13 protein-coding genes and 1 pseudogene are annotated in these 12938 nt (G+C 69.9%); 7 read left to right on the top strand and 7 right to left on the bottom strand.

Translation table 11 applies throughout. The annotated features are described in order from the left end of the window. Positions 1–61: 61 nt before the first annotated feature. Positions 62–292, top strand: a pseudogene (locus ACWD3I_RS04120) (zinc ribbon domain-containing protein); the annotation flags it as partial. 147 nt (positions 293–439) lie between these two features. Here the strand turns inward: ACWD3I_RS04120 and ACWD3I_RS04115 are convergent. Both ACWD3I_RS04115 and ACWD3I_RS04110 read right to left on the bottom strand, forming a co-directional pair. Then, positions 440–1261: an ABC transporter permease gene (locus ACWD3I_RS04115; RefSeq protein ID WP_365396906.1), complete on the bottom strand. Its 822-nt coding sequence runs from the start codon at positions 1259–1261 to the stop codon at positions 440–442. After that, positions 1258–2223: an ATP-binding cassette domain-containing protein gene (locus ACWD3I_RS04110; protein ID WP_365396909.1), complete on the bottom strand. Its 966-nt coding sequence runs from the start codon at positions 2221–2223 to the stop codon at positions 1258–1260. The genes ACWD3I_RS04115 and ACWD3I_RS04110 overlap by 4 nt, the downstream gene beginning before the upstream one ends. A gap of 91 nt (positions 2224–2314) precedes the next feature. Here ACWD3I_RS04110 and ACWD3I_RS04105 point away from each other — a divergent pair, with 91 nt between their 5' ends. Both ACWD3I_RS04105 and ACWD3I_RS04100 read left to right on the top strand, forming a co-directional pair. Then, a complete protein-coding gene (locus ACWD3I_RS04105) occupies positions 2315–3076 on the top strand; it encodes a TetR/AcrR family transcriptional regulator (RefSeq protein WP_365396912.1) in 762 nt (253 codons plus the stop codon). Positions 3077–3136: 60 nt separating this feature from the next. Beyond that, positions 3137–3889 (top strand): sporulation protein, encoded by a 753-nt coding sequence (locus ACWD3I_RS04100; RefSeq protein WP_365396915.1) that lies wholly within the window; start codon positions 3137–3139, stop codon positions 3887–3889. A gap of 1 nt (position 3890) precedes the next feature. On the opposite strand, the gene ACWD3I_RS04095 is transcribed toward ACWD3I_RS04100, so the two are convergent. Further along, positions 3891–4874, bottom strand: coding sequence for a TolB-like translocation protein (locus ACWD3I_RS04095; RefSeq protein WP_365396918.1), 984 nt, complete (start codon positions 4872–4874; stop codon positions 3891–3893). 85 nt (positions 4875–4959) lie between these two features. Between ACWD3I_RS04095 and ACWD3I_RS04090 the strand changes: the two genes are divergently transcribed. Together ACWD3I_RS04090 and ACWD3I_RS04085 are read left to right on the top strand one after the other, a co-directional pair. Beyond that, the gene (locus tag ACWD3I_RS04090) at positions 4960–5664 is read left to right on the top strand and encodes an SGNH/GDSL hydrolase family protein (protein ID WP_365396921.1); all 705 of its coding nucleotides are present in this window, start codon (positions 4960–4962) and stop codon (positions 5662–5664) included. A gap of 108 nt (positions 5665–5772) precedes the next feature. After that, positions 5773–6180 (top strand): Uma2 family endonuclease, encoded by a 408-nt coding sequence (locus tag ACWD3I_RS04085; protein ID WP_365396924.1) that lies wholly within the window; start codon positions 5773–5775, stop codon positions 6178–6180. Here ACWD3I_RS04085 and ACWD3I_RS04080 read toward each other — a convergent pair. Then, positions 6122–8680, bottom strand: a complete 2559-nt coding sequence (locus tag ACWD3I_RS04080; RefSeq protein ID WP_365396927.1) for a DUF6185 family protein — start codon at positions 8678–8680, stop codon at positions 6122–6124. The genes ACWD3I_RS04085 and ACWD3I_RS04080 overlap by 59 nt on opposite strands. Before the next feature lie 210 nt (positions 8681–8890). On the opposite strand from ACWD3I_RS04080, the gene ACWD3I_RS04075 reads away from it, so the two are divergent. Further along, the gene (locus ACWD3I_RS04075; RefSeq protein ID WP_365396930.1) at positions 8891–9883 is read left to right on the top strand and encodes an aldo/keto reductase; all 993 of its coding nucleotides are present in this window, start codon (positions 8891–8893) and stop codon (positions 9881–9883) included. A 205-nt stretch (positions 9884–10088) separates the two neighbouring features. Here the strand turns inward: ACWD3I_RS04075 and thpR are convergent, their stop codons facing one another. The 3 genes from thpR to ACWD3I_RS04060 form a co-directional block, all read right to left on the bottom strand. Next, the gene (thpR, locus tag ACWD3I_RS04070; protein WP_365396933.1) at positions 10089–10661 is read right to left on the bottom strand and encodes an RNA 2',3'-cyclic phosphodiesterase; all 573 of its coding nucleotides are present in this window, start codon (positions 10659–10661) and stop codon (positions 10089–10091) included. A 120-nt stretch (positions 10662–10781) separates the two neighbouring features. Continuing rightward, positions 10782–12053, bottom strand: coding sequence for an MFS transporter (locus ACWD3I_RS04065; protein ID WP_365396936.1), 1272 nt, complete (start codon positions 12051–12053; stop codon positions 10782–10784). 108 nt (positions 12054–12161) lie between these two features. Further along, a complete protein-coding gene (locus ACWD3I_RS04060) occupies positions 12162–12599 on the bottom strand; it encodes a MarR family winged helix-turn-helix transcriptional regulator (RefSeq protein ID WP_046259087.1) in 438 nt (145 codons plus the stop codon). 145 nt (positions 12600–12744) lie between these two features. Here ACWD3I_RS04060 and ACWD3I_RS04055 point away from each other — a divergent pair, with 145 nt between their 5' ends. Continuing rightward, entirely contained in the window at positions 12745–12933 is a 189-nt protein-coding gene (locus tag ACWD3I_RS04055; RefSeq protein WP_327717787.1) for a ribbon-helix-helix protein, CopG family, read from the top strand. Positions 12934–12938 lie beyond the last annotated feature (5 nt).

The raw sequence follows: 12938 nt of genomic DNA, 5'->3' as shown, positions 1-12938 counted from the left end.
CTCGCCCGTCTCCTTCCCGGCCCGCACCACACGCGCACGGCGATCATCGGCGGGCGTGAGATGTCGGACCTGCGGCGTCAAGGACGGACCCAAGCCCCTGGACGTCCGGGAGTGGACCTGTACCGCCTGCGGCACCGTCCACGACCGGGACACCAACGCCGCACTCAACATCGAGACGGCCGCCGGACCGGCGGTATCGGCCTGCGGAGCGCCGGTAGGACCAGGAGCAGCCCCGGCACAGCGTGCAGAAACAGGAAGCCACGGATTCCCGACTCGATCCCGTGCCGCGTAACGGCACGGGATCGAGTCGGGAAGGCCGGAATCCTCGGGCTGAAGCCCGAGGAGCAAGTCAACGACTGAGCTTCTGGAACCACCAACCCGCGCACCGCCGACGCCAAGCTGCGTCTCCTGGGGGACGCCCCCCGGGCCCCCAGCCGGATCAGCGGCTGAGCTTCTGGAAGCGACGCACCGCCAGGGGCAGGAAGACCGCCGTCAGGATCACGGGCCACACGTACGCCATGAGCAGCGCGTGCTGCTCGACCCAGGAGTCCCCGCCGCCGACCGGGGTGCCGAACAGGTCGCGGGTGGCGGCGGCCGTGGAGGAGATCGGGTTCCAGGAGGCCACCGCGCCGAGCCAGTCGGGCATCAGCTGGGGTGCGACGAAGATGCTGGAGATCATCGTGAGAGGGAAGGCCACCGCGAACAGCCCGCCCGCCGCCTCCGGGTTGGGCACGATCAGCCCCAGCCACACACCGATCCAGATCAGCGAGAACCGCAGCCACAGCAGCAGCCCGAACGCGGCGAGGAAGCCCAGACCCCCGTCCGGCCGCCAGCCCATGGCGATCGCGGTCAGCATCATGATGGCCAACTCGGCGCAGGCGACCAGCAGATCGGTGACCCCGCGCCCGGCCACGACCGCCGAGGACGCCATCGGCATGGAGCGGAACCGGTCGATCACGCCCTTCGTGGCGTCGTACACCACGAGCGTCGCGGTGTTGATGAAGCCGAACGCCATCGTCATCACGAACATCCCGGGCATCAGGAAGTCCTTGTAGTCCCCGCCGCCGGGCACCTGCATGGCGCTGCCGAAGACATAGCCGTAGAGGAGGACGGAGAGGATCGGGAAGCCCAGCTGCCAGGCGATGTTGATGGGCTGGCGCTGGTAGTGGGTGAGGCCTCGGCGGACGATGTTCCAGACGTCGGCGAGGATCCAGTAGGCGCGGCCGCGGGTGGCCGGGCCGGTCGGGTCGACGGTGCTCATGCGGCTGACTCCTCCTTCTCCGTGCGGTGTCCGGTCAGGCGCAGGAACACGTCGTCGAGGCTGGGCCTGCGCAGCCCGATGTCCTCGACGCGGACGCCCTCGTCCTGGAGGGTGCGGGCCACCTCGGTGAGCGCCGAGACGCGGTCGACGACCGGGGCGTGGACGCGCAACTCGCCTTCCTCCGCCTCGGGTTCGCCGTCCGAGACGCGGGCGACGACCTTCACCACCTGTGGGATGTCGGCCCGTTCGGCGACCACGACCTCGATACGGTCGCCGCCGACCCTGCTCTTCAGTCCGTCCGGGGTGTCGTCGGCGATGGAGCGCCCCTGGTCGATGACGGTGATGCGGGAGGCCAGCTTGTCGGCCTCCTCCAGATACTGCGTGGTCAGCAGCACGGTGGTGCCGCTCGCCACCAACGCCCGCACCGAGTCCCAGACTTCGCCCCGGCTGCGGGGGTCGAGCCCGGTGGTCGGCTCGTCCAGGAAGAGGACGGCCGGGGCGAGGATCATCGAGGCGGCGAGGTCGAGGCGGCGCCGCATGCCGCCGCTGTACTTGCCGACGCCCTTGTCCGCGGCGTCGGTGAGGTCGAACTGCTCCAGCAGCTCGGTGGCGCGCGCCTTGGCCCGCCTGCCGCCGAGGTGGAAGAGCCGGCCGAACATCTCCAGGTTCTGCCGGCCGGTGAGCACCTCGTCCACGGCCGCGTACTGCCCGGTCAGCCCGATGCGGGCGCGCACCTCGCGCGAGTGCCGGGCCACGTCCAGGCCGGCCACGGTCGCATGTCCGCCGTCCAGCCGCAGGAGCGTGGCCAGGATGCGGACGGCCGTGGTCTTGCCTGCGCCGTTCGGTCCGAGCAGTCCGTGCACCGTGCCCTCGCGGACGGCCAGGTCGAATCCGTCGAGGGCGCGCTTCTCGCCGTACCGCTTCTCCAGTGCCTCGGCGCGCACCGCGTATCCGTCGGTCATGGGTTCCCCCTTGGTCTCCTTAACTGAGTACACCGTACCCGATTGCGCGTACGTCGTACCCAATTAATTTTCGGGGAACTAAGCTGCACCCATGACGAGCAGTTCGGAGACCAGCGGCGGCGGAGACATCGTCCGCACCCTTGAGCTGCTGTGGGACACGGGCCGGCGCCCCAGCCGCGGGCCCAAACCGGCCCTGACCCTGGACCGGATCGTGGAAGCGGCCGTCCAGGTGGCGGACGCCGACGGTCTGGACGCGGTGTCGATGCGCCGCGTCGCCGGCGAGCTCGGCACCGGCGCGATGTCGCTGTACCGGTACGTCCCGGGCAAGGCCGAGCTGCTCGACCTGATGCTGGACCGGGTGCAGAGGCCGTCCGAGAACCCGGCCGACCTCGGCGACGGCACCTGGCGCTCGGCCCTGGAGGCCATGGGCCGCGCGACCCTCGCCCTCTACCGCCGGCACCCCTGGCTGATCCAGGTCAACCAGTCCCGCCCGATCCTCGGCCCGAGCGCCCTGGACGGCATGGAGAAGGTCCTCACCCTCATCAAACCGATGGGCCTGACCGACCCCGAGCTGGTCTCGGCGATCGTCATGATCGACGGTTACGTCGTCGGCGCCGCCCGCACCCAGCTGTACGCGCAGGAGGTGGAGCGCCGCACGGGCCTGACGGACGCGGAGTTCTGGCAGGCGCAGGTGCCGACGCTGGAGAAGGTCATGGCGACGGGCCGCTACCCGGTGCTGGCCGCCCTCTCGGACGACGCGTTCGGCACCGACTTCGACCACTTCGAGTTCGGTCTGCAACGGATCCTCGACGGCCTGGAAGTGATCGTGTCACGGCGCGGCGCCGGCAACTGATCTTCGTCGTACGCTCCACCGGGCGGTTCGCGGTGAGCCGCCAGGGAGGGGAACCCGCACATGGCACTCCGTACGTTCCTGCGCACACTCGGCTCCGGCGCGCCGTCCGTCGACACGGCCGTCAGGACGGCCCGCGTCCAGCCTGGCGCACCCCTCGAGTGCACGGTCACCGTGCAGGGCGGGGCCGTGGACCTGCACGTCGAGCGACTGCGCCTCGAACTCGTCGTCCGCGCCGAGGACATGGAGGCGGACGGCTCGGCGGCCTGGAACAACCCGTACGTCATCACGGTCTCACCGGCCCAGTCCTTCCCGCTGCCGGCCGGGGAGACCCTGCACCTGGCCGTGTCGCTCGACGTGCCGTGGGAGATGCCGCTCACGCACGCGAACGGTGTCCGGCTGGCGGGCAGCCGGGTCGCCGTCCGTACCGAGCTCGCCGTCGACGGCGCGGTGGACCGCGGCGACTTCGACGAGATCGAGGTGCACGCGCTGGCCGCGCAGGACCTGCTCTTCGAGATCTACGGGGAGCTCGGCTTCCGCTTCCACGAGTCGGAGGTCAAGGTGATGGCCCAGCCCTGGCCCGAGCGGATGCGGGACCGCCGTACCGCCCCGTACTGGCAGGAGCTGGACTTCCACTTCCCCTCGTCCTACGGGCCGGGCAGGGGGGAGCTGGAGACCGTGCTCATCACCCGCCACGACGAGTTGGACGTGCACCCGGGCGGCTATCCGCCGGTGACGCTGTCCGCCAAGGACCTCGACCGTGAGGCGTGGACGCGCGCGGTGGACGAGCACATCCGGGGTCACTGGGCGCGGTAGTTCACCTTCGGCGCAGCAGTCGCCGGAAGCCGAGGACGGCGGCGACGACGACGGCCACGGCGAAGGCACCGACCTTGACGTCGCTGTTGCCGCCGCCGTCGCCGCCGTCCTCGGACTGCGCCGAACTCCCGCTGCCGGAGGGCGACTTGGACCCGCTGTCGCCGGGCGCGTCCTCGGCCTCCACGGAACTCCCGGAGCCCTCGCTGCCGTACATGAGCTTGGTCCCGTCGACGGAGTACGTGACGGACTCCCCCTGCCCCTGGAGGGGCACGTCGAGCCGGCCCTCCCGCTTGATGTCGCCGCCGTTCCAGTCGTACCAGATACCGCCGAAGTAGCCGCGTACGGCGAGCTGTTGCCCGTCGGGCGAGAAGGCGGCGTCGGTGGCCCACAGATCGACGGGGGCGACGGGCTTGAAGACGTTGGCGCCGGAGGTGGAGAGCTTGGCGGGCCCTTCGTAGAGATGCCCGCCGTCCTCCTGCTTGTCGATGATGTACACGCGCCCGGTCCTGGGGTGGACGATCATCGACTCGGCGTCACGGGAGCCGTCGGAGTACTTCACGACGTACTGCTTGGCGCGGATGGTCTGGTCGGTGAGGTTCTTCGGCTCCGGCAGCTGGTAGATCCAGACATACGGCCAGGTCACGCCGTCGTTGTCGCCGATGTCACCGACGTAGATCTGGTTGTCCGGGCCGATGGCGACGGCCTCGACGTCCCGCTGCTGCCCCACCCCGCTCAGGGTGATCCGCGCGACGGTCTCGCCGGTGCTGCTGTCGACGGCGTAGAGATAGCTGCCGCTGTCCTGGTCGTTGTGGGTCCAGTAGATGCCGGGGTGCTGGCGGGAGGCGGCGAGGCCGCTGGACTCGATGATGCGGGAGTCCTTGATGGTGAACCCGTTGTCGCCGTCCCCGTCGGCGGCGGTCGCGGGGCTCGCGCCCGTGAGAACGAGCAGGGCAGTGGCTCCGACGACACCGAGTAGCGCGCGCATGAGCCCAAGCTTGCCATCCCCCGCGGGGCGTTCACGTGTCCGGCCTCACACCCCACCGCTCCCGCTGATCGTTCATCATGAGCGGATGCTCAGGTTCATGCCCGTCGGCGACTCCATGACGATCGGAAGCGCGGGCGAACACACATGGCGTTACCGGATGTGGCAGCACCTGCGCGACACCCACGGCCGCCCCTTCGCCCTCGTCGGCCCGCGGGAGGCTCTCCACGACAAGGCGACGGACACCCCCACGTCGTACGAGTACGCCGACCCGGACTTCCCCCGCGCCCACCTCGCCGGCTGGGGCGAGGGGTGGCTGCACATGGCTCCGCTGATCGGTGACGCGGTCCGCTCCTGCCGGGCCGACGTCCTGCTGGTGTCGCTGGGCCTCATCGACCTGGGCTTCTACACGAACGCGGAACAGACGGCGGAGAACGTCCGCGCCTTCGTCGCGGAGGCGCGCGCGGTGAAGTCCCGCATCCGCATGGTCCTGCTCCCGGTCATCCCGAACGTCCGGGCCCAGGACGACCCGCCCTTCGGCACCCAGGTCACCCTCTTCAACGAACTCCTGGCCAAGGCGGTGGCCGACCTGGACGAGCCCCGCTCCCCCCTGCTGCTGGCCTCGCCGCCGGAGTCGTACGACATCAACCACGACACCTACGACGGCACCCACCCGAACGCGAGCGGCGAACACAAGATCGCGGCGGCTTTCGCGGAGGCGATGCATCAGGGGTGGGGGGTCGGGGAGCCCTACGTCTCCTCATCCCCGAGGGGGGGAGGAACGCCACGATGACCGTCATTGAAGACAGGATCGCGATGGCTGAGGAAGACGACGAGCTGACGCTGGACAAACTGTTCGCGTCACGTCCTCTCAGACGTTCGCATCGACTTTCCGGGCGCCTTGAACGGCTACGCTCCCGATGTGGCGAAGGTCCGTGAGGGTGCCACGAAGAATTCCAAGAATCTCTGGTCCCACCAGGACCTGGAGTTCGTCGCCGAGGTGATCTCCCGAGGCACCGCCGCCAACGACCACGGCCCCAAGCGGATCGCCTGCGCCACCGCCGAGATCCCCGTCTACCTCATCGCGGATCCCTATCAGGGCCGCTGCCACGTCTTCACCGATCCCAAGGAAGGCGACTACGCCACCGAGACGAGGGTCGACTTCGGCAGCGCCGTCGACCTCACCGACACAGTGGTCGGCCTCACTCTCAAGACCGACGGGTTCCCCCGCGACCGAGACGGGCAGGGGGTCACTTGCCGCCGGCGGGTGGTGTCGCCGCGGGTTCCGCGAAGAACTGCCAGATCGTGATCACGGCGATGAGCTGGCCGATGAGGTAGGCGACCTGCAAGGAGTAGTAGCGCATCTGGTAGATGGACAGCAGCAGCCCCAGGCGGCTCTGCCAGTACCGGCGTTCACCGCGGAAGGTGTCCAGGTCCAGCGCGATACCCGTGACGGTGAGGACGAGCAGCATCGTCGCGGCGTACAGCGCAAGGTTGGCGACGCCCTCCTGGGTGAACCAACCGAACAGCGCGTCCAGAGCCAGCGGAACAGCGAAGGCGAGCACGACCGGGATCGCTTTGACCGCCCCGCGCCGCCCGGGCAGCACCCGCCACAGCGCCCCCAGGAAGAACCCGCCGCCGACCCAGGTGGACAGCCAGTAGACGATGCCGAGCGCCATGCCGGGCAGGCCGAACAGATCCAGCAGGGTGTCCCGCCAGGCCTCTCCCCGGACGAAGCCCACCCAGGTGGAGAGGACGGCGGCGAGGAGGCCGGGGACCAGCGCGCAGCGGACACCACGGATGCCGTTGTCCCACCAGGTGTTCCTCGGCCCCAGCGCCAAGGCCGCGTCGACCACGGACACTTGTGCGGGAAGACGGTCGGGGAACGGCAGTGGTCCACCCGCGGGCCAGTCGTGCAGAGCGTCCAACCGCCCTTCCAGTACCTGCCGTTCGGGCGGCTCGTCGCCGAACAGGCCCTGGTCCAGGCGGCGCAGCTCCGCGTGGGTCTCACGGTAGACCCGTGACTTCTCCATCAGCTCGCGGCGGGCGGCGGCGGCCGCCGCGAGGGGCCACTCGGAGACCTCGAAGCGTTGCTCCAGGACAGCGAGGCTCCGGAAGGAGGCCACCGCCGCGTACAGGGCCAGCATGTAGACGGGGATCCAGAGGGCCTCAACGAGTGAGTTGGCGAGACGGCCACCGCTGATGGACACGGCGACCGGAAAGAACGCGAGGAACAGCAGACGGTCCGCCGGGTCCTCCAAGGGCGAGTGCTTCGGGGCCCGCCTGGTGTGCAGTACGGCGAGCATGGCGAGGGCGGTCAGAATCCAGGAGTAGGTGAGGATCCACTCCTGGCCGTTGGAGGCGGACCACATCGCCTCCCAGACGAAGTCGTTCTGATGCTGGATCCCGTACCAGGGGTCGCCACGGTCGCTGAGCCAGGAGGCGCGCTGCCAGTTGCGTTCCTCCGTGAGCGCGTAGCAGAGGGCCACCACGGCAGTCCACAGGGCGATGGCGGGTACGACGATCCGCAACCGCAGCTCACGGGCCCTCGGTTGCCCACCGGAAGGAACACCTCTACGGGTCTTCGGGATGAGCTCCCCGTCGACGCCGAGCCGCCACGCGACGGCGACGAATCCGAGAACTGTCAGGGCCATCAGACAGCACGAGGCCGTCGTCTCGGCGGCGAGTGCCAGATCCGACGTCATCGGCTGGTCGTCCCACCACTGGTACAGGTCGAACTCCTTGGGCAGGCTCATGGTCACCGCGGGCGGGATCGCCGACAAGGCACCGACGACCCGGACGCGCCGGGGCGGTTTCGCGAAGGCGAGCAGCAGAGCCCCGGTGGCCAGTGCGAAGACATGTCCCCGCAGCAGCGCGTCCTCGAACCACCATGCGCTGCGCCTCTCGTCGTACTCATGGATCAGATCGTCCGTGTACGTCAACACGAAGAGGGCGACGGCGATGACGGCCCAGCATTCGAGGTTGTGCAGGACGGGATCCGGCCTGCGGCGGCGCGGACGATAGCGGGCCGCCGCCCACAGCAGCAGGGCGGACGTCGTCACCGTCCACAGCAACCCGCCGGCCCAGCCGAGGCCCTGGGCGGTCAGGCGCTCGTTCTGTGCGGCCCACAGACGCTGCCAGGACGGCCTGACGACGACGTTCACGGCGGGAGCCGAGCGCGACCCCGTCATGCGGTTCTCGGGACGCCACACCAGCCGGGAGCCGTCCTCCACGGCTGTCGGCCACGGCTGCGCGCTCTCGACCCCGGGTGCGGCCGGGTCCACCGTGATCCTGTCCCACCGGGCACCGCTCAGCGCGAGCGGTGGCCGGAGCGTCACGGACCAGGTGCCGGCTCCGGCCCGCAGCCGCCAGATCCCCACGTCGAGGTCCTTGTCGTACTGACTGACCCAGGAATGGGCCTCGTAGACGACTCGGACACGGCCGCCCTTCTCCGCCGTGACCTCCGGCGCACCGGGGCGCCACTCCCACCAGCGCAACGGGTCCTGCCAGCCCGTCGCCTGCCGGGTGAGGCAGGCCATCGCGGTGGTGTGTGCGGGGCTGTGCCGACCGAGCAGCAGGGCCTCCGCGAAGACCCAGTCACCGGGTACGTCGACGGTTTGCCTGGTGACGATCTTCGTGTACGTACGGTCATCGTGGAGGAGTTCGAGACTGGCCGACACCCTGGCTTCGGCGAGGCCGGCGCTCACGCACGCGGGGTCCGCCGCATCCGCCGCACGCGCGGAACCGGGGCAGAACAGCACCCACACGACCACCACCACGACCGCCGCCCACGCCCGACTTCCCGGCAAGCCCGCCCCCCGACCGACTCATCACTGTGCGTTGCCGGTCATAGTGCCCACGACGTCGCACAACAACTCCTCTGCCACGAAGGGCGTCGCGGTGTGCGGGGGCGGCAGGAAGCGGGTCGGGTACTCCACGTCCCGCACCCGCCCGTCACTCCTTCAAGGCGCAAGATCACCCTTGCCTAGAGCGCACTCCACGCCGTTGGCTAGGGAGTCATGAAGTACACGCAGCTCGGACGCACCGGACTCAAGGTCAGCCGACTCGTCCTCGGCACCATGAACTTCGGCCCGCAGACCGATGAGGCCGACTCCCACGCGATCATGGATTCGGCCCTCGACGCGGGCATCAACTTCTTCGACACCGCCAACGTGTACGGCTGGGGCGAGAACAAGGGCCGTACCGAGGAGATCATCGGCAACTGGTTCGCGAAGAGCCCCACGCATCGCGACAAGACCGTCCTCGCCACCAAGGTCTACGGCAACATGGCCGGCGACGGCCCCTCCTGGCCGAACCACGACAAGCTGTCCGCCCTCAACATCCGGCGGGCGGTGGACGCGAGCCTCAAGCGGCTCCAGACCGACTACATCGACGTCTACCAGTTCCATCACGTCGACCGCGCCACCCCCTTCGAGGAGATCTGGCAGGCGATCGACGTCCTCGTCCAGCAGGGCAAGATCCTCTACGTGGGGTCCAGCAACTTCCCCGGGTACAAGATCGCCCAGGCCAACGAGATCGCCGCCCGGCGCGGCGGCACCATCGGGCTCGTCAGCGAGCAGTGCCTCTACAACCTCGCCGAGCGCCGCGCCGAGATGGAGGTCATCCCTGCCGCGCAGGAGTACGGGCTCGGCGTCATCCCGTGGTCGCCGCTGCACGGCGGACTGCTCGGCGGTGTCATCAAGAAGGAGGTCGAGGGCGGGCGCCGGGCGAGTGGCCGGGCCGCCGACTCCCTCGCCAACACCACCATCCGCGCCCAGATCCAGTCGTACGAGGATCTCCTGGAGAAGCACGGCATCGAACCCGGCGAGGCCGCCCTGGCCTGGCTCCTCACCCGCCCCGGCGTGACCGGCCCGATCGTCGGCCCGCGTACGGCAGAACAGCTCGCGTCGGCGATCAGGGCCGTCGAGCTGGAGCTGAGCGAGGAACTGCTGACCGGCCTGGACGAGATCTTCCCGGGCCCGGGCCCGTCGCCGGAGGCCTTCGCCTGGTAACGCCCCGAGGCGAGGCGCCCTTAGGGACGCGGGGAACTGCGCGACCAGCCGCACACGGCCCGCAGCCGAAAGCCGGCCGCAGTTCCCCGGGCTCCCCGCTCAGCACCTACCTGCCGAGCACCGACGCCACCGCCACCACGACAAACATCAGCACCAGCACAACGGCCATGATCCGGTTACGGCTCTTCGGGTCCACCCCCCGAGCCTAACCGGCCCTGCCGAGCGCCCACCGGGCGACCACCTCGTACCGCGGCTGCTCCCCCGGCACCCCCGACCTCGGCAGGTCGCTGCGGACCAGCGCCAGCTCGCCCACGGTCCACACACGGCTCGTGAACCCCTCGAGCGCGGAGACGTACGGCCCTACGTCCACGTCCGACCGGCTGCGCGCCACCGTCAGGTGGGCCTTGTACCGCCGGTGCTCCCCCATCGGCACTCCCGCCTTCCGGGCCGCCGCCTCCGCACGGTCCGCCAGCAGCCGCAGCGCCGGGACATCGCCCGAGGCACCCGCCCACAGCGCCCGCCCGTGCCCGAACTGCCCGCCGCCCCGCACCGCCAGTTCGAAGGGAGCGGTGCGCGCGGCCGCCCGCTCCAGCCTCGCCGACAGGTCCGCCACGACGTCGTCCGCCACCTCGCCGTAGAACGCGAGCGTGAAGTGCCATCCGGTCCGACCCGTCCAGCGCAGTCCGTCCGCGCCCGGGAGCCTCCTCAGCTCGTCCACCTCCGCGGCGAGTTCCCGAGCGACTTCCTGCGGGGGCAGCACGGCGGCGAAGAGTCTCATGAGGCCAGCCTGTCACCAGGCAGGGAACGCGGAGTCGGGGTGGCCCGGACAGCCGTCGGCCCGGAGGGAGGGAGTCGCGTCGAGGCACTCCGGCCCTCCGGGCCGACCAGCCGGAACCCCTTACGCGGCCGTCGCCAGCTGCTCCCGCTCCCGTGGGACCAGGCCCACCCGCGGATGCCCGTGGTGCCAGCCCACCGACAGGCGCAGGTTGCCGACGCGGGCCAGGAACAGACCGATCGTCACGGCCGCCGAGGCGGCGATCACACCGCCGACCGCGAGGCCCGCCCGGACGCCGTACGCGTCGGTGATCCAGCCGGCGATCGGGGCGCCCAGGGGAGCGCCGCCCATGAACACCATCATGTAGAGGGACATCACCCGGCCCCGCATCGCCGGGTCGGTGCTCAGCTGGACGCTGCTGTTGGCGGTCACGTTGACCGTCATGCCGAACATGCCGATCGGGACCATGAGCAGGGCGAAGAGCCACAGGGACGGGGCGAGCGCGGCCACTATCTCCAGCGTGCCGAAGGCCACCGCGCCCGCGACCAGCACCCGCATCCGGGCGGTGCCGCGCCGGGCGGCGAGCAGGGCGCCTGCGAGGGAGCCGACCGCCATCAGGGTGTTGAAGAGGCTGTAGGAGCCGGCGCCCGCGTGGAAGACGTCGTCGGCGAAGGCCGAGAGGTAGACGGGGAAGTTGAAGCCGAAGGTGCTGACGAACCCGACCAGGACGATGGTCCAGATCAGGTCCGGGCGGCCCGCGACGTAGTGGAGTCCCTCCCGCAGCTGGCCCTTGCCGCGCGGGGCCCGCTCGACGACGTGCAGGTCGCGGGTGCGCATCAGCAGCAGGCCCGCGATGGGCGCGACGAACGACAGGCCGTTGGCGAGGAACGCCCAGCCGGTGCCGACGCCGGTGATCATGAGGCCCGCGACGGCGGGGCCCACCAGACGGGCGGACTGGAAGTTCGCGGAGTTCAGGCTGACCGCGTTCTGCAGCTGGTCGGGGCCGACCATCTCGGAGACGAAGGTCTGACGGGCCGGGTTGTCGACGACGGTCGCGAGTCCGACGGCGAAGGCCGCCAGATAGACGTGCCAGACCTCCACATGCCCGGAGAGGGTCAGGAAGGCGAGCGCCAGACCTGTGACGGCCATCGCGGACTGGGTGACCAGCAGCGTGGGCCGCTTGGGCAGACGGTCGACGAGGACGCCGCCGTAGAGCCCGAAGAGCAGCATCGGCAGGAACTGGAGCGCGGTCGTGACGCCGACGGCGGTCGAGGAGCCGGTGAGGCTGAGGACCAGCCAGTCCTGGGCGATGCGCTGCATCCAGGTGCCGGTGTTGGAGACGACCTGACCGGCGAAGAAGAGCCGGTAGTTCCGGCTCTTCAGGGAGCTGAACATCGAGGACTTCGAGGACCTGACGGGATCCTCGGGGGTAGAGGTGGACGGTGCGGGGGCGGAGTCTGCTCCGGATCCCGTACTCAAAAGGATTCGCCTCCTCAGGACGGATTACAGGTGTGCGAGCTTCTCCAGCACGGGGGCGGCGGCACGCAGTTTGGCCCACTCGTCCTCGTCCAGTCCGTCGACCAGGGTGGCCAGGAAGGCGTTGCGCTTGGCGCGGCTCTCGGCGAGCATCGCCTCGGCCTGTTCCGTCTTCGTGACGACCTTCTGGCGTCGGTCCTCGGGGTGCGGCTCGAGACGGACCAGTCCCTTGCCCTCCAGCAGCGCCACGATGCGGGTCATCGAGGGCGGCTGCACATGTTCCTTGCGGGCGAGCTCGCCCGGGGTGGCCTTGCCGCAGATGGAGAGGGTGCCCAGGACCGACATCTCGGTGGGGCTCAGCGACTCGTCGACCCGCTGGTGCTTGAGCCGACGGGAGAGTCGCATCACGGCGGAGCGTAGGGAGTTCACGGCGGCAGCGTCGTCGCCATGCGTAAGGTCCGGCATCTCTTTAGCGTAACTCATTACTCTCGCTAAACAAGCTGGCGCGCGCGAGGATTCCCGTGAGGCGGGCCACTAAAACAGGATCATCACCCGTACGAGTGAGACGGCAGCGGAATGTGAACGCCACCCGCCGACGCCCGCGACCCTCGTGTACATGGGGACCAGCGTGCTCAGCCTGCGGATAGACGGGGAGCTGCTCGAACGGCTCCGGGACCATGCGGCGAAAAGGGGAATGAGCGTCCAGGACTATGTCGTCCGAACGCTCATCCGGGATGACTTCGACGAGCGGTTCCAGACCGCCGTCGAGGAGACGGAGAAGTTCTACGGGGTCACGTGACCCCT

This window comes from Streptomyces sp. NPDC002817 (assembly GCF_053592055.1).
The sequence above is the reverse complement of the archived record's forward strand: the minus strand, read 5'-3'. Positions and strand labels throughout refer to the sequence as shown.